12 protein-coding genes and 1 tRNA gene are annotated in these 17,250 nt (G+C 63.8%); all 13 read left to right on the top strand.

The genetic code is table 11. The features are described from left to right. The first annotated feature begins 292 nt into the window (after positions 1-292). Positions 293-368 (top strand) — tRNA-Trp (locus J7J50_RS22265). 96 nt (positions 369-464) lie between these two features. Then, complete coding sequence (gene secE, locus J7J50_RS22260; RefSeq protein WP_215061099.1) at positions 465-842, top strand: preprotein translocase subunit SecE; 378 nt, start codon at positions 465-467, stop codon at positions 840-842. Between the two features lie 13 nt (positions 843-855). Continuing rightward, positions 856-1,431 (top strand): transcription termination/antitermination protein NusG, encoded by a 576-nt coding sequence (nusG, locus tag J7J50_RS22255; RefSeq protein WP_057943887.1) that lies wholly within the window; start codon positions 856-858, stop codon positions 1,429-1,431. Positions 1,432-1,696: 265 nt separating this feature from the next. Beyond that, complete coding sequence (gene rplK / locus J7J50_RS22250; protein ID WP_036115418.1) at positions 1,697-2,125, top strand: 50S ribosomal protein L11; 429 nt, start codon at positions 1,697-1,699, stop codon at positions 2,123-2,125. Between the two features lie 2 nt (positions 2,126-2,127). Next, positions 2,128-2,826, top strand: coding sequence for a 50S ribosomal protein L1 (gene rplA, locus J7J50_RS22245; RefSeq protein WP_215061100.1), 699 nt, complete (start codon positions 2,128-2,130; stop codon positions 2,824-2,826). A gap of 549 nt (positions 2,827-3,375) precedes the next feature. Beyond that, on the top strand, positions 3,376-3,909 hold the full coding sequence (gene rplJ / locus J7J50_RS22240; protein WP_057943885.1) for a 50S ribosomal protein L10: 534 nt from the start codon (positions 3,376-3,378) through the stop codon (positions 3,907-3,909). A 71-nt stretch (positions 3,910-3,980) separates the two neighbouring features. Then, the gene (rplL, locus tag J7J50_RS22235) at positions 3,981-4,352 is read left to right on the top strand and encodes a 50S ribosomal protein L7/L12 (protein WP_057943884.1); all 372 of its coding nucleotides are present in this window, start codon (positions 3,981-3,983) and stop codon (positions 4,350-4,352) included. Between the two features lie 336 nt (positions 4,353-4,688). Further along, positions 4,689-8,858 (top strand): DNA-directed RNA polymerase subunit beta, encoded by a 4,170-nt coding sequence (gene rpoB / locus J7J50_RS22230; protein ID WP_215061102.1) that lies wholly within the window; start codon positions 4,689-4,691, stop codon positions 8,856-8,858. A gap of 130 nt (positions 8,859-8,988) precedes the next feature. Beyond that, a complete protein-coding gene (gene rpoC / locus J7J50_RS22225; RefSeq protein ID WP_215061110.1) occupies positions 8,989-13,215 on the top strand; it encodes a DNA-directed RNA polymerase subunit beta' in 4,227 nt (1,408 codons plus the stop codon). A 410-nt stretch (positions 13,216-13,625) separates the two neighbouring features. Then, a complete protein-coding gene (rpsL, locus tag J7J50_RS22220) occupies positions 13,626-14,000 on the top strand; it encodes a 30S ribosomal protein S12 (protein WP_036115437.1) in 375 nt (124 codons plus the stop codon). 80 nt (positions 14,001-14,080) lie between these two features. After that, a complete protein-coding gene (gene rpsG, locus J7J50_RS22215) occupies positions 14,081-14,548 on the top strand; it encodes a 30S ribosomal protein S7 (protein WP_057943881.1) in 468 nt (155 codons plus the stop codon). Between the two features lie 144 nt (positions 14,549-14,692). Next, the gene (gene fusA / locus J7J50_RS22210) at positions 14,693-16,813 is read left to right on the top strand and encodes an elongation factor G (RefSeq protein WP_215061118.1); all 2,121 of its coding nucleotides are present in this window, start codon (positions 14,693-14,695) and stop codon (positions 16,811-16,813) included. Positions 16,814-16,980: 167 nt separating this feature from the next. Further along, the coding region (locus J7J50_RS22205) for a GTP-binding protein (RefSeq protein WP_251044470.1) at positions 16,981-17,250 on the top strand (270 nt) is incomplete at its 3' end.

The following is a 17,250-nucleotide window of genomic DNA, read 5'->3' as shown; positions in this document are numbered from 1 at the left end:
GCGAAGATCATCAAGTGACGATTTGACCCGGGCGCGCTTGCGCGCCCGGCTTTGTCAAATCGTCATCCCCGCGAAAGCGGGGATCCAGAGATCAGGCCTAACCCCCGAAGTCTCAGGCGAAAGCAAGAATGTTCATCCCAGCCCATCGGCGATGAATGCAAGCCCAAGCGAACGGCGGGCCGGCAACCCGGTCCGCCTTCGTTGTTTCAAAGCTTCGTGTTTTCGAACACAATGATCGACCGGCGATCCGCCTGGCAATGGCGTTGATCCGGGTCAGAAGATTTCAAGACGTACGCCAGTAGCTCAATTGGCAGAGCAGCGGTCTCCAAAACCGCAGGTTGGGGGTTCGAGTCCCTCCTGGCGTGCCACTCGATACCGAGCCGGTTCGGACGACCCGGCGACTGGAATGCATTGAAAGGGCCGCGCAGGGATGGGCGGGCTTTCGCGAGGGAATCGCCCCGAGAATGAACAGCAAGGCCGAACAACACAAATCCGGCGGCGCCGGTGACATCGTCAAGTACGCGCTGGCCCTGCTGCTGGCAGCGGGCGGTGTGTTCGCCTACCTCTGGTTCGAGAATTGGAGCGGCCCGCTGCGTTCAGGCGTGGTCGTGGCCGGTCTGCTCGCCGGCGCGGCGGTATTCATGCTGACCAGCAAGGGCCTCCAGACCCGCGAGTTCCTGTCCGAATCGCGCTTCGAGCTGCGCAAGGTGGTCTGGCCGACCCGTGAAGAAGCGCTCAAGACCACCTGGGTGGTCATGATCGCGGTGGCCATCCTGAGCCTGATCCTGTCCAGCTTCGACTGGGTGATCCAGTTCGCGGTCAAATTCCTGCTGTCGCGCTGAGGAGACGACCGACTTGAATACGCAAGACAACAAGCGCTGGTACGTGGTCCACGCCTATTCGGGCTTCGAGAAGTCCGTGGCGCAGGCGCTGCGCGACCGCATCGTCCGTTTCGAAATGCAGGACCGCTTCGGCGACGTCCTGGTCCCGACCGAAGAGGTCGTGGAAATGCGTTCCGGCCAGAAGCGCCGTTCCGAGCGCAAGTTCTTCCCGGGCTACGTCCTGGTCCAGATCTCCACGCATGACGAAGCCGGCATCCCGCGCATCGACAGCGAGAGCTGGCACCTGATCAAGGAAACCCCGAAGGTCATGGGTTTCATCGGCGGCACCGCCGATCGCCCGCTGCCGATCCAGGACAGCGAGGCCGACCGTATCCTGCAGCGCGTTCAGGAAGGCGTCGAGAAGCCGCGTCCGAAGGTGCTGTTCGAGCCGGGCGAGATGGTTCGCGTGGTCGATGGCCCGTTCGTGGACTTCAACGGCGTGGTCGAAGAAATCAACTACGAGAAGAGCCGCCTGCGCGTCGCGGTGCTGATCTTCGGCCGTTCGACCCCGGTCGAGCTGGAATTCGGTCAGGTCGAAAAGGCCACCTGAGCCTGGCGGGGGCCGGCGCTTCCGGTCCCGCTCCGCTCCGCGGGCTGCAAAGTCCGAAAAACCTGATATAGTGTGCGGCTCGCTGCCTTTGTGCGGCGGGCCTTGCCTGTTCGGCCGCCCCTGCGCATTCGTTCCGGGCGGCTGTCTGCGCAAGTCAAATGCTTGATTTTGAAGCGTTAAATTCAATACGCGATACCGGAACGCGCGATTTCCGGTCCGATGGGGAGCCTGCGGTCAAGGCGCTAGCACCCGGAGAGAAACCAAAATGGCAAAGAAAGTAGTCGGCTATATCAAGCTGCAGGTCAAGGCCGGTCAGGCCAACCCCTCGCCGCCGGTCGGTCCTGCGCTGGGTCAGCGCGGTCTGAACATCATGGAGTTCTGCAAAGCGTTCAACGCCGCGACCTCCAAGCTCGAACCGGGCCTGCCGACGCCGGTCATCATCACGGCCTACTCGGACCGTACCTTCACCTTCGTCACCAAGTCGACCCCGGCTTCGGTGCTGCTGAAGAAGGCCGCGGGCATCACCTCCGGCTCCAAGCGCCCGAACACCGACAAGGTGGGCAAGGTCACCCGTAAGCAGCTCGAAGACATCGCCAAGGCGAAAGAAGCCGATCTGACCGCGGCCGATCTGGACGCGGCGGTGAAGACGATTGCGGGCTCCGCTCGCAGCATGGGTCTGGTGGTGGAGGGCTGATCATGGCAATCACGAAGCGCGAAAAAGCAATCAAGGCCGCCGTTGTTCCGGGTAAGGCTTACTCCTTCGACGAAGCCGTCAAGATCGTCAAGACCGCCACCAAGGCCAAGTTCGTCGAGTCCATCGACGTGTCCGTCCGTCTGGGCGTGGACGCGAAGAAGTCCGACCAGCAGGTGCGCGGCTCGACCGTGCTGCCGGCCGGTACCGGCAAGTCGGTGCGCGTGGCGGTGTTCGCCCCCGCCGGCGCCAAGGCCGACGAGGCCCTGGCCGCGGGCGCCGAAGCCGTGGGCATGGACGATCTGGCCGAGAAGATGCAGGCCGGCGATCTGAACTACGACGTCGTCATCGCCACCCCGGACGCCATGCGCGTCGTCGGTAAGCTCGGTCAGGTGCTGGGCCCGCGCGGCCTGATGCCGAACCCGAAGGTCGGCACCGTCTCGGCCAACCCGGCCGAAGCGGTCAAGAACGCCAAGGGCGGCCAGGTGCGTTACCGCACCGACAAGGCCGGCATCATCCACTGCACCATCGGCAAGGTCTCCTTCGAGGACGGCTCGCTGAAGGACAACCTGCAGGCGCTGCTGCTCGACCTGATCAAGGCCAAGCCGTCCACCGCCAAGGGCCAGTACCTGCAGAAGATCTCGATCAGCTCGACCATGGGTCCGGGCGTGACCGTCGATCAGACCTCGCTGACTTTGAAGTGATGTCCTGGCGCGCTCGCGCATAGCGCGAGCGCCTCGCCAAGACCTCATCGATTGCAGCAACGAACAAACAGGAGTGAGCGAAGAGAAGTGTGGAGTGCGCGAACAGCCGTATTCGCCCCCACTCGTTTCTCACTGCTCTCAACTCGCTCCTAGCTTTTTGAGGGCATCGCCCCGGGCCCAGGCCCAAAGCGATAGCCGTCAAAGACCGCAGGCGCGGTCAGCGCGTACCGACGACGGGCAGGGAAGCTCGACACGGCAAGGAGTCGCCGTCGGTGCTAGCGGGATCGCTTAATTCGGACTCTTCGGAGCCGGGCCGGCGTAGATGGTGCCCCTACTGAAATTTTTCAGGAACGGCCACCACCGGGATGCCGCAGGCATCCCCGGCGCCCACGGACGGTCGCCGCCCAGGACCGCGAACGGCAGGAGCCGTAAGCGGAGTTAATAGTGCCGGGATTGGATGTTCAGGGATTGGGGATCGGTTGCAGCCGGCGAAAGCCGCTGTGTCGATCCCGGCTCGCGAATCCCGTATCCCGGCCTTGGAGGAGTGCAATGGCTCTTAATCTGTCTCAGAAGCAAGAAGTAGTCGCCGAACTGGCAGAAGTCGCTGCGAAGGCTCACTCCTTGATTGCCGCCGAGTACGCAGGCATCACGGTCGGTCAAATGACCGCGATGCGTAAAAAGGCTCGTGAAACCGGTGTGTACTTGCGTGTTGTCAAGAACACCCTGGCGTCGCGCGCCGTGGCTGGTACCGAATACGAGTGCGTCCAGGACAAGCTCGTCGGTCCGCTGCTGTATGCGTTCTCGACCGAAGAACCCGGCGCCGCCGGTCGTCTTATCAAGGAATTCGCCAAGGGCAACGACAAGCTGAAGGCCAAGGTCGTCGCGATGGGTGGTCAGGTGTATCCGGCCAGCCACGTCGATGTCCTCGCCTCTCTGCCGACCCTCGAGCAGGCCCTGGCCATGTTGGCCCGCGTCCTGTCCGAACCCGCCAGCATGTTCGCCCGCGCCGTCAAGGCCGTGGCCGACAAGCAGGGCGGCGGCGAAGTCGCTGCCGAAGCTCCGGCGGAAGCGGAACCGGCTTAATCGCCCGTCCGCGTTCGCGAACGCTTCACTGAACCCGATTCGAAAGATCAATATTTCCTGAGGTTATTCAAATGTCCCTTTCCAACGAACAAATCGTTGACGCCATCGCCGAAAAGACCCTGATGGAAGTCATGGAGCTGGTCCGTGCGATCGAAGAGAAGTTCGGCGTTTCCGCCGCTGCTCCGGTCGTCGCCGGCGTCGCCGCCGAAGCCGCCGCTCCGGTCGAAGAGCAGACCGAGTTCAACGTCATCCTGAAGGCTGCCGGCGACAAGAAGGTCGAAGTCATCAAGGCCGTCCGCGCCATCACCGGCCTGGGTCTGAAGGAAGCCAAGGACCTGGTCGAAGGCGCTCCGCAGACTGTCAAGGAAGCGGTCAACAAGGCCGACTCCGAGAAGTTCAAGAAGGATCTCGAAGCCGCTGGTGCGACTGTCGAAGTCAAGTAAGCAGTACTTGCGTCGCCGAGTTTCTTTGGCGACCACTGAAGGCTGGGGACGAAAGTCCCCGGCCTTTGGCCGTTCCACGGGAATTGGGAATCGGGAATCGTAAAAGCAGCTTTTGCTTCTACCGATTCTCAATTCCCGATTCCCGATTCCCGGCAACAACGAGTTGGCAGTTGGAAGTAGCGGGAGAAGGCGTGCTGGTGCCGGCAATACCAGCGACTTCCCACTGGCAATTTTAGTTTTCAGACATTAGTCCCTGAATCGCGCACGCGCGGTTCGCCCGGAAGGCGCCAAGCGCGGCCTTCCCGGCCCCACAGCTAATCGAGGCGGTAGCTCACCATGACCACAGCTTCCACGACGCAGCAATATTCGTTCACCGAAAAGAAGCGCATCCGCAAGGATTTCGGTAAGCGCAAATCCATCCTCGAAGTTCCCTTCCTGCTCGCGATCCAGGTCGATTCCTATCGCGAATTCCTGCAGGAACACACCGACCCGGCCAAGCGCGCCGATCGCGGCTTGCACGCGGCCCTCAAGTCGGTGTTCCCGATTTCCAGCTACAGCGGCAACGCCGCGCTCGAGTACGTGGGCTACAAGCTCGGCGACCCGGTATTCGACGAGCGCGAATGCCGTAACCGCGGCCTGTCCTACGGCGCTCCGCTGCGCGTGACCGTGCGCCTGGTGATCTACGATCGCGAGTCCTCGACCAAGGCCATCAAGTACGTGAAGGAGCAGGAGGTCTACATGGGCGAGATTCCGCTCATGACCGACAACGGCACCTTCATCGTCAACGGCACCGAGCGCGTCATCGTCTCGCAGCTGCACCGCTCGCCGGGCGTGTTCTTCGATCACGACCGCGGCAAGACCCACAGCTCGGGCAAGCTGCTGTACAGCGCCCGCATCATTCCGTATCGCGGCTCGTGGCTCGACTTCGAGTACGACCCGAAGGATGCGCTGTTCACCCGTATCGACCGTCGCCGCAAGCTGCCGGTGACCGTGCTGCTGCGCGCGCTGGGCTACAACAACACCGAGATGCTGGCCGAGTTCTTCGAGATCAACACCTTCCACATCATGCCCGAGGGCGTGCAGTGGGAACTGGTCTCCGAGCGCCTGCGCGGCGAAACCCTCGACTTCGATCTGGCCGACGGCGACAAGGTCATCGTCGAAGCCGGCAAGCGCATCACCGCGCGCCACGTGAAGCAGATGGAACAGTCCGGCATCGCCGCGCTGGCCGTGCCCGACGCCTACCTGGTCGGCCGCATCCTGTCGCACGACGTGGTCGATACCAAGTCCGGCGAACTGCTGGCTTCGGCCAACGACGAAATCAGCGAAGAACAGCTCGCCGCTTTCCGCAAGGCCGGCATCGAAGTGGTCGGCACGATCTGGGTCAACGACCTCGACCGCGGCCCGTACATCTCCAACACCCTGCGCATCGATCCGTCCAAGACCCAGCTCGAAGCGCTGGTCGAGATCTACCGCATGATGCGTCCCGGCGAGCCGCCGACCAAGGACGCCGCGCAGAACCTGTTCCACAACCTGTTCTTCACCTTCGAGCGCTACGACCTGTCGGGCGTGGGCCGGATGAAGTTCAACCGCCGCATCGGCCGCAAGGAAACCCTCGGCGCCTCGGTGCTGTACGACGCCAAGTACTTTGCCGAGCGCAAGGACGAAGAGTCGGTGCGCCTGCGCAACGAGCTGGGCCAGACCTCGGACATCCTCGACGTCATCCGCGTGCTGACCGAGATCCGCAACGGTCGCGGCGTGGTGGACGACATCGATCACCTGGGCAACCGCCGCGTGCGTTCGGTCGGCGAAATGGCCGAGAACACCTTCCGCGTCGGCCTGGTCCGCGTCGAGCGCGCGGTCAAGGAGCGCCTGTCGATGGCCGAGTCCGAAGGCCTCACGCCGCAGGAACTCATCAACGCCAAGCCCGTGGCCGCCGCGATCAAGGAGTTCTTCGGCTCCTCGCAGCTGTCGCAGTTCATGGATCAGAACAACCCGCTGTCGGAAGTCACGCACAAACGTCGCGTGTCGGCCCTCGGCCCGGGCGGCCTGACCCGCGAACGCGCCGGCTTCGAAGTGCGCGACGTGCACCCGACCCATTACGGCCGCGTGTGCACCATCGAAACGCCTGAAGGCCCGAACATCGGCCTGATCAACTCGCTGGCCGTGTTCGCCCGCACCAACAAGTACGGCTTCCTCGAGACGCCGTACCGCAAGGTCGTGGACGGCAAGGTCACCGACGACGTCGAGTTCCTGTCGGCGATCGAAGAGAACGAGTACGTCATCGCCCAGGCCAACGCGCCGCAGGACGACAAGGGCATGATCACCGCCCAGTTCGTCGCCTGCCGCTTCCAGGGCGAAACCCTGCTCAAGCCGCCGTCCGAGATCCACTTCATGGACGTCTCGCCGATGCAGACCGTGTCGGTCGCGGCCGCGCTGGTTCCGTTCCTGGAGCACGACGACGCCAACCGCGCGCTGATGGGCGCGAACATGCAGCGCCAGGCCGTTCCGACCCTGCGTTCGCAGAAGCCGCTGGTCGGCACCGGCATCGAGCGCGCCGTGGCGCGCGACTCGGGCGTGACGGTGAACGCGCTGCGCGGCGGCACGATCGAGCAGATCGACGCGGCCCGCATCGTGGTCAAGGTCAACGAGAGCGAAATCTCCGGCGTCACCGATGCCGGCGTGGATATCTACAACCTGATCAAGTACACGCGTTCGAACCAGAACACCTGTATCAACCAGAGCCCGCTGGTCAAGGTCGGCGACGTGATCGCGCGCGGCGACGTGCTGGCCGACGGTCCCTCGACCGACATCGGCGAGCTCGCGCTCGGCCAGAACATGCTGGTCGCGTTCATGCCGTGGAACGGCTACAACTTCGAAGACTCGATCCTGCTCTCCGAGCGCGTGGTCGAAGAGGATCGCTACACCACGATCCACATCGAAGAGCTGACCTGCTCGGCGCGCGACACCAAGCTGGGACCGGAAGAAATCTCCGCCGACATCCCGAACGTCTCCGAGCAGGCATTGAACCGCCTCGACGAATCGGGCGTGGTCTACATCGGCGCGGAAGTGCGCGCCGGCGACATCCTGGTCGGCAAGGTCACGCCGAAGGGCGAGTCGCAGCTGACTCCGGAAGAGAAGCTGCTGCGCGCGATCTTCGGCGAGAAGGCGTCCGACGTTAAGGACAGCTCGCTGCGCGTGCCCCCGGGCATGGACGGCACCGTCATCGACGTGCAGGTCTTCACCCGCGACGGCATCGAGAAGGACAAGCGCGCCCGTCAGATCGAAGAGTCGGAAATCCGCCGCGTCAAAAAGGACTTCGACGACCAGTTCCGCATCCTGGAAGCGGCCATCTACGATCGTCTGCGCACGCAGCTGATCGGCAAGATCGCCAACGGCGGCGCCGGCCTGAAGAAGGGCGACACCGTCACGTCGCTGGTGCTCGACGGCCTGAAGAAGTCCGACTGGTTCACCCTGCGCATGAAGGACGAGGAAGCGATCGAGGCGATCGAGCGCGCGCAGAAGCAGATCGACGTCCATCAGAAGGAATTCGATCGCCGCTTCGCCGATAAGCGCGGCAAGATCACCCAGGGCGACGACCTCGCGCCGGGCATCCTCAAGACGGTCAAGGTGTTCCTGGCGGTCAAGCGCCGCATCCAGCCGGGCGACAAGATGGCCGGCCGTCACGGCAACAAGGGCGTCGTGTCCACGATCGTTCCGGTCGAGGACATGCCGTACGCGGCCGACGGCCAGACCGTCGATATCGTGCTGAACCCGCTGGGCGTGCCGTCGCGTATGAACATCGGCCAGATCCTGGAAGTGCATCTGGGCTGGGCCGCCAAGGGCCTGGGTCAGAAGATCCAGCGCATGCTGGAGGCGCAGCAGAAGATCTCCGAACTGCGCAAGTTCCTCGACGACATCTACAACCACGACCAGAAGCTGCACGGTCAGCGCGTCGATCTGAAGCAGTTCACCGATGAGGAACTGCTGACGCTCGCGCACAACCTGACCGACGGCGTGCCGATGGCGACGCCGGTGTTCGACGGCGCGGCCGAAGTCGAGATCAAGCGCATGCTCGAACTCGCCGAACTGCCGAGCAGCGGCCAGGCCGTGCTGCACGACGGCCGTACCGGCGAAGCCTTCGAGCGGCCGGTGACGATCGGCTACATGCACATGCTGAAGCTGAACCACCTCGTCGACGACAAGATGCACGCGCGTTCGACCGGTCCGTACTCGCTCGTCACCCAGCAGCCGCTGGGCGGCAAGGCGCAGTTCGGCGGCCAGCGTTTCGGCGAAATGGAAGTCTGGGCGCTGGAAGCCTACGGCGCGGCCTACACCCTGCAGGAAATGCTGACGGTGAAGTCCGACGACGTGCAGGGCCGCAACCAGATGTACAAGAACATCGTCGATGGCGAGTACGAGATGGTCGCCGGCATGCCGGAGTCCTTCAACGTGCTGGTGAAGGAAATCCGCTCGCTCGCGATCAACATGGAGCTGGAAGAGAACTGAGAGCCGTGAATGGGGAATCGGGAGTCGCGAATCGTCGAAGCAGAAGCTGTATCCGCCGACGATCCGCGATGACCTGGTTCCCCGCCTCAGACGATTCCCAATTCTCGATTCCCGATTCCCGGAGAAACCCATGAAAGACTTGCTCAATCTCTTCAACCAGCAGCGTCCCGCGCTGGACTTCGACGCGATCAAGATCGCGTTGGCTTCTCCCGATCTGATCCGTTCGTGGTCGTTCGGCGAAGTGAAGAAGCCGGAAACCATCAACTACCGTACTTTCAAGCCCGAACGCGACGGCCTGTTCTGCGCCGCGATCTTCGGGCCGATCAAGGACTACGAGTGCCTGTGCGGCAAGTACAAGCGCATGAAGCACCGTGGCGTGGTCTGCGAGAAGTGCGGCACCGAAGTCACGCTGGCCAAGGTCCGCCGCGAGCGCATGGGTCACATCGACCTGGCTTCGCCGGTCGCCCACATCTGGTTCCTCAAGTCGCTGCCCTCGCGCATCGGCCTGATGCTGGACATGACCCTGCGCGACATCGAGCGCATCCTGTACTTCGAAGCCTACGTCGTGACCGAGCCGGGTCTGACCCCGATGGAACGCGGCAACCTGCTGACCGAAGAGCAGTACCTGACCGCGCGCCAGGAGCACGGCGACGACTTCGAAGCCGCCATGGGCGCCGAAGCCGTCTACGACCTGCTGCGCACGATCGATCTGCAGGCCGAGATGCTGCAGCTGAAGGAAGAGATCGCCTCGACCAACAGCGAAACCAAGCTCAAGCGCCTGACCAAGCGCATCAAGCTGGTCGAAGCCTTCCTTGAATCCGGCAACCGTCCGGAGTGGATGGTCATGACCGTGCTGCCGGTGCTGCCGCCGGACCTGCGTCCGCTGGTTCCGCTGGAAGGCGGCCGCTTCGCGACCTCCGACCTCAACGACCTGTACCGCCGCGTCATCAACCGCAACAACCGCCTGCGCCGCCTGCTCGAACTCAATGCGCCCGACATCATCGTGCGCAACGAAAAGCGCATGCTGCAGGAATCGGTCGACGCCTTGATGGACAACGGCCGCCGCGGCCGCGCCATCACCGGCACCAACAAGCGCCCGCTCAAGTCGCTGGCCGACATGATCAAGGGCAAGCAGGGCCGGTTCCGTCAGAACCTGCTCGGCAAGCGCGTGGACTACTCGGGCCGTTCGGTCATCGTGGTCGGCCCGACCCTGCGTCTGCACGAGTGCGGCCTGCCGAAGAAGATGGCGCTGGAACTGTTCAAGCCCTTCATCTTCGCCAAGCTGCAGCGTCGCGGTCTGGCGACCACGATCAAGGCCGCCAAGAAGCTGGTCGAGCGCGAAGAAGCGGAAGTCTGGGACATCCTCGAAGAGGTGATCCGCGAGCATCCGGTGCTGTTGAACCGCGCGCCGACCCTGCACCGTCTGGGCATCCAGGCGTTCGAGCCGGTGTTGATCGAAGGCAAGGCCATCCAGCTGCACCCGCTGGTCTGCACCGCGTTCAACGCCGACTTCGACGGCGACCAGATGGCCGTCCACGTGCCGCTCTCGCTGGAAGCCCAGCTGGAAGCGCGCGCGCTGATGATGGCGTCGAACAACATCCTCTCGCCGGCCAACGGCGAGCCGATCATCGTGCCGTCGCAGGACGTCGTGCTGGGTCTGTACTACATGACCCGCGCCCTGGAGAACAAGGCGGGCGAGGGCATGGTGTTCGCCAACGTCGCCGAAGTGAAGCGCGCCTACGACAACCGCGTCGTGCAGATCCACGCCAAGGTCAAGGTCCGCATCAGCGAGATCGTGATCAACGAGGACGGCACCCGCGAGCCCAAGACCTCGGTCGTCGACACCACCGTCGGCCGCGCCCTGCTGCGCGAGATTCTGCCCGACGGCCTGCCGTACGCGCTGGCCAACACCGAGCTGACCAAGAAGAACATCAGCCGCCTGATCAACTCGTGCTACCGCATGCTCGGCCTGAAGGACACGGTCGTGTTCGCCGACCGCCTGATGTACACCGGCTTCGCTTACGCGACCCGCGCCGGCGTCTCCATCGGCATCGACGACATGATCATCCCGGGCGAGAAGAAGGGCATCCTGGCCGAGGCCGAGACCGAAGTGCTGGAAATCCAGCAGCAGTACCAGTCCGGTCTGGTCACCGCCGGCGAGCGCTACAACAAGGTCGTCGATATCTGGTCGCGCACGAACGAGCGCGTGGCTAAGGCGATGATGGACGCGATCGGCACCGACACCGTCGCCAATGCGGAAGGCAAGATGGTTCCGCAGAAGTCGATGAACTCGATTTACATCATGGCCGACTCCGGCGCGCGTGGTTCGCAGGCGCAGATCCGTCAGCTGGCCGGTATGCGCGGCCTGATGGCGCGTCCCGACGGCTCGATCATCGAAACGCCGATCACCGCGAACTTCCGCGAAGGCCTGAACGTTCTTCAGTACTTCATCTCGACCCACGGCGCGCGTAAGGGCCTGGCCGATACCGCGTTGAAGACGGCGAACTCGGGTTACCTGACCCGCCGTCTGGTCGACGTGGCGCAGGACGTGGTGATCACCGAAGACGATTGCGGCACGCTCGAAGGTCTGACCATGACCCCGATCGTCGAAGGCGGCGACGTGGTCGAACCGCTGCGCGATCGCGTGCTGGGCCGCGTCGTGGCCGAGGACGTGTTCCTGCCGGGCAACGACGAAGATCCGATCGTCACCCGCAACACCCTGCTCGACGAAGCCTGGGTGGCCAAGCTCGAGGACGCCAGCGTCCAGTCGATCAAGGTCCGCTCCACGATCACCTGCACCAGCAGCTTCGGCGTGTGCGCGAACTGCTACGGTCGCGACCTCGGCCGCGGCCACCTGGTCAACCACGGCGAAGCGGTCGGCGTCGTCGCCGCTCAGTCGATCGGCGAGCCCGGCACCCAGCTGACCATGCGTACCTTCCACATCGGTGGTGCGGCATCGCGAGCTGCGGCGATCGACAACGTCACGGTCAAGACCACCGGTTCGATCAAGTTCAACAACCTCAAGCACGTCGGCCACGCCAACGGTCACCTGGTCGCGGTCTCGCGTTCGGGCGAACTGTCTGTGCTCGACCCGCACGGCCGCGAGCGCGAGCGCTACAAGCTGCCCTACGGCGCCACCGTCAACATCAAGGACGGCGCCGAGATCAAGGCCGGCCAGACCGTCGCCAACTGGGATCCGCATAACCACCCGATCGTTTCGGAAGTCGCCGGTTTCATTCGCTTCATCGACTTCGTCGATGGCGTGACCGTGATCGAGAAGACCGACGAACTGACCGGCCTGGCGTCGCGCGAAATCACCGACCCGAAGCGTCGCGGTTCGATGGGCAAGGACCTGCGCCCGATCGTGCGCATCGTCGACAAGAACGGCAAGGATCTGCAGATCCCGAACACCGACTTGCCGGCGCAGTACCTGCTGCCGCCGCGCTCGATCGTCAACCTGCAGGACGGCGCGCCGGTCGGCGTGGGCGACGTGGTCGCCAAGATCCCGCAGGAAGCCTCGAAGACCCGCGACATCACCGGTGGTTTGCCGCGCGTGGCCGACTTGTTCGAAGCGCGCAAGCCCAAGGACCCGGCGATCCTCGCGGAAGTCTCCGGCATCGTCAGCTTCGGCAAGGACACCAAGGGCAAGCAGCGCCTGATCATCAAGCAGGCCGACGGTGAAGAGCACGAAGAGCTGATCCCGAAGTACCGCCAGATCATCGTGTTCGAAGGCGAGCACGTGGAGAAGGGCGAGACCGTGGTGGACGGCGAGCCGAGCCCGCAGGACATCCTGCGCCTGCTCGGCGTGGAGCCCTTGGCCGTGTACCTGACCAAGGAAATCCAGGACGTCTACCGCCTGCAGGGCGTGAAGATCAACGACAAGCACATCGAAGTGATCGTCCGTCAGATGCTGCGCAAGGTCGAAATCACCGACCACGGCGACAGCAAGTTCCTGCACGGCGAGCAGATCGAGCGTCAGCGCTTCGTCGAAGAGAACGCGCGCCTGCTGGCCCGCAGCCTGATCCCGGCCAAGTACGACCCGGTCCTGCTGGGCATCACCAAGGCCTCGCTGGCGACGGAATCGTTCATTTCGGCGGCGTCCTTCCAGGAAACCACCCGCGTGCTGACCGAGGCCGCCGTGCGCGGTACCCGCGACGGCCTGCGCGGCCTGAAGGAAAACGTGATCGTCGGCCGTCTGATCCCGGCCGGCACCGGCCTGGCGTACCACACCCAGCGCCGCAAGAACGCTTCGGGTCTGACCGACCAGGAAATGGAAGCGTTGTCCGGTCCGGTCGTCGCGGTCGAGGCTCCGGCCCCGGCGGCGGCCGAAGCGGTGACCGGCGACGACAACGCGTAAGCGCTGATCGCTCCGACGCGGTTCCAGAACAAGGCGGGCAGCGATGCCCGCCTTGTTTTTTGCCCGCTCCCCCGGCCTGGCCGGCCAGGGACGGGGCAGCGCCGATTGGGGCTGGCAAAACCGGCGAAGTGTGCTATCTTCGCAGACCGGATCAACCCGTATGGGCTGAATCCCAGATCACGAAATTAGGCGCAGGGAGCGCCTAGTGTTCGGCCCAGGGCAGGGCGGGATCAATCGAATAGGTATGGAGTCGGCGCAAACAAGCGCTGGTTCTGCTTGTTCGTGTCGCCTGCGTTGACGGAAACGTTCAGCGCGGGCTATACTTTTTCGTCTCGGCAGGTCGGAAGTCTTCGGCGTGCCGTTTGTTTCTCACGAAGCGGCCGCCCGGCCCCTCAATACAAGAGTTCTAGATGGCAACCATCAATCAGCTCGTCCGCAAGCCGCGGCAGGCGACCACCTACAAGAGCGCCTCGCCGGCGCTCGCGAACTGCCCGCAGCGTCGCGGCGTTTGCACCCGCGTGTACACCACGACCCCGAAGAAGCCGAACTCGGCTCTGCGTAAGGTCGCCAAGGTGCGCCTGACCAACGGTTACGAAGTCATTTCGTACATCGGCGGCGAAGGCCACAACCTGCAGGAGCACTCGGTCGTGCTGATCCGCGGCGGTCGCGTCAAGGACCTGCCGGGCGTGCGCTACCACACCGTGCGCGGCTCGCTCGACGCCGCCGGTGTGGCCAAGCGCCGCCAGAGCCGCTCCAAGTACGGCGCCAAGCGTCCGAAGTCCTAAGCGCGTCGCTGCCTCGGCGAGCGCCCGGCGCCGCCACCCGCCAGCACGTCTGTCAAGAATCAAGAAAATAGGTACGCACCATGTCGCGTAAAGGTTCCACCCCACAGCGTTCGGTTCTGCCCGATCCCAAGCACGGCAGCGAGACGATCGCGCGCTTCATCAATATGGTCATGCAGAGCGGCAAGAAGTCCGTCGCCGAGAAGATCGTTTACGGCGCAATGGACGTCATCGGTGAAAAGAATCCGAACGCCCTTGAGCTGGTCGAGAAGGCGCTGACCAATGTGTCGCCGTCGGTCGAAGTGAAGTCGCGTCGCGTCGGCGGCGCCACCTACCAGGTGCCCGTCGAAGTCCGCACCTCGCGCCGCATGGCGCTGGCGATGCGTTGGCTGATCGAATCCGCGCGCAAGCGCGGCGAGAGCTCGATGCCGCGCAAGCTGGCCGCCGAGCTGCTCGATGCTTCGGAAAACCGCGGCGCGGCGATCAAGAAGCGCGAAGAGACCCACCGCATGGCGGAAGCGAACCGCGCGTTCGCCCACTACCGCTGGTGATCTAAGCGCCCTGGCGACAGGGCCTTCGCAACATCCGCATGAGATGTTGCCACGGCGGCGTAAAGGCCGCCTTGCGAACCGGAGGCCGCCGATAAGGCGGCGTCCGGCCATCTGGAATTCGAAAACTTATTACGAGAGGGTCCCGTGGCTCGCACCACTCCCATCGAGCGTTACCGCAACTTCGGCATCATGGCTCACATCGATGCCGGCAAGACCACGACTTCCGAGCGCATCCTGTTCTACACCGGCGTCAGCCACAAGATCGGCGAAGTGCACGAAGGTGCCGCGACGATGGACTGGATGGAGCAGGAGCAGGAACGCGGCATCACCATCACTTCCGCCGCGACCACCGCGTTCTGGAAGGGCATGGACAAGTCGCTGCCCGAACACCGCTTCAACATCATCGACACCCCCGGACACGTGGACTTCACCATCGAAGTGGAGCGCTCGCTGCGCGTCCTCGACGGCGCGGTGTTCGTGCTGTGCGCCGTCGGTGGCGTGCAGCCGCAGTCGGAGACCGTGTGGCGTCAGGCCAACAAGTACTCCGTGCCGCGCATGGCGTTCGTCAACAAGATGGACCGCACCGGCGCCAACTTCGACAAGGTCGTCGAGCAGCTGAAGTCGCGCCTGGGCGCGTACGCTGTGCCGATGCAGGTGCCGATCGGCGCTGAAGAAGGCTTCGAGGGCGTGGTCGATCTGCTCAAGATGAAGGCGATCCATTGGGACGTCGCATCGCAGGGCACCAAGTTCGAGTACCGCGAGATCCCGGCCGACCTGCAAGCCAAGGCCGACGAAGCCCGCGCGTTCATGATCGAAGCCGCGGCGGAAGCCTCGGAAGAGTTCATGGACAAGTACCTCAACGAGGGCGAGCTGTCCGAGGAAGAGATCGTCGCCGGTCTGCGCGCGCGCACCCTGCGCGTCGAGATCGTGCCGGTGTTCTGCGGCTCGGCGTTCAAGAACAAGGGCGTTCAGGCCATGCTCGATGGCGTGATCAACCTGCTGCCGTCGCCGTCCGATCGTCCGCCGGTGGCGGGCATCGACGAAGACGACAAGGAAGACACCCGCAAGGCGTCCGACGCCGAGCCGTTCTCGGCGCTGGCGTTCAAGATCATGACCGACCCGTTCGTGGGTTCGCTGACCTTCTTCCGCGTCTACTCGGGCGTGCTCAATTCGGGCGACCAGGTGTACAACCCGGTCAAGTCGAAGAAAGAGCGCGTGGGCCGCATCCTGCAGATGCACGCCAACCAGCGCGATGAAATCAAGGAAGTCCGCGCCGGCGACATCGCCGCGGCGGTCGGCCTGAAGGACGTGACCACCGGCGACACGCTGTGCGCGCAGGATCACATCATCACCCTGGAACGCATGATCTTCCCGGAGCCCGTCATCTCGATGGCGGTCGAACCCAAGACCAAGTCGGACCAGGAAAAGATGGGCATCGCCCTGGGCCGCCTGGCGCAGGAGGATCCTTCGTTCCGCGTGCGCACCGACGAAGAATCGGGCCAGACCATCATCGCCGGCATGGGCGAGCTGCACCTGGACATCCTCGTCGACCGCATGAAGCGCGAGTTCAACGTCGAAGCCAACGTCGGCAAGCCGCAGGTGGCGTACCGCGAGACCATCCGCAAGTCGGACGTCAAGGCGGACTACAAGCACGCCAAGCAGTCCGGCGGTAAGGGTCAGTACGGTCACGTCGTGATCGAGCTGTCGCCAATGAACGAGAAGGACCGCGCGAACGAGGACGTCGAGAACGATTTCCTGTTCGTCAACGACATCACCGGCGGCGTGATTCCGAAGGAATTCATCCCGGCGATCGAGAAGGGCCTGCGCGAAACCATCACCAGCGGTCCGCTGGCCGGCTTCCCGGTCGTGGGCGTCAAGGTCAAGCTGGTGTTCGGCTCGTACCACGACGTCGACTCCTCGGAAATGGCGTTCAAGCTCGCCGCGTCGATGGCGTTCAAGGAAGGTTTCCGCAAGGCCGATCCGGTCCTGCTGGAGCCGATGATGAAGGTCGAAGTCGTGACGCCGGAAGATTACGTCGGCGACGTGATGGGCGACTTGAGCCGTCGTCGCGGCCTGCTGCAGGGCCAGGACGACACGCCGTCGGGCAAGACCATCAACGCGATGGTGCCGCTGGGCGAGATGTTCGGTTACGCGACGACTATTCGTTCGCTGACCCAGGGTCGCGCCACCTTCACGATGGAATTCGATCACTACGCCGAGGCGCCGAACAACATCGCCGAGACCGTGATCAAGAAGGGCAACTGATAAGCGGGATTCGGGAGCGGGGGTTCGGGATTCGCACAGCGCATTCCACCTGCTCCCGAAGACCTTAGTCGGTACCGCATCGCGAAAATTTGTAAGGGATCGGGCCGCTTTCGATCGCCAATCCCAAATCCCGAATAACGAATCACAGAACTTAAGAGAGACACATCATGGCTAAGGGTAAATTCGAGCGCACCAAGCCGCACGTGAACGTCGGCACGATCGGTCACGTTGACCACGGCAAGACGACGCTGACGGCGGCGCTGACCAAGGTGGGCGCTGAGCGTTTCGGTGGCGAGTTCAAGGCGTACGACGCGATCGACGCGGCGCCGGAAGAGAAGGCTCGCGGCATCACGATTTCGACGGCGCACGTGGAATACGAATCGGCGAACCGCCATTACGCGCACGTCGATTGCCCGGGCCACGCGGACTACGTGAAG

It is taken from the genome of Lysobacter sp. ISL-50, from assembly GCF_018612875.1.
Taxonomy (GTDB): Bacteria; Pseudomonadota; Gammaproteobacteria; order Xanthomonadales; family Xanthomonadaceae; genus Lysobacter.
The sequence above is the reverse complement of the archived record's forward strand: the minus strand, read 5'-3'. Positions and strand labels throughout refer to the sequence as shown.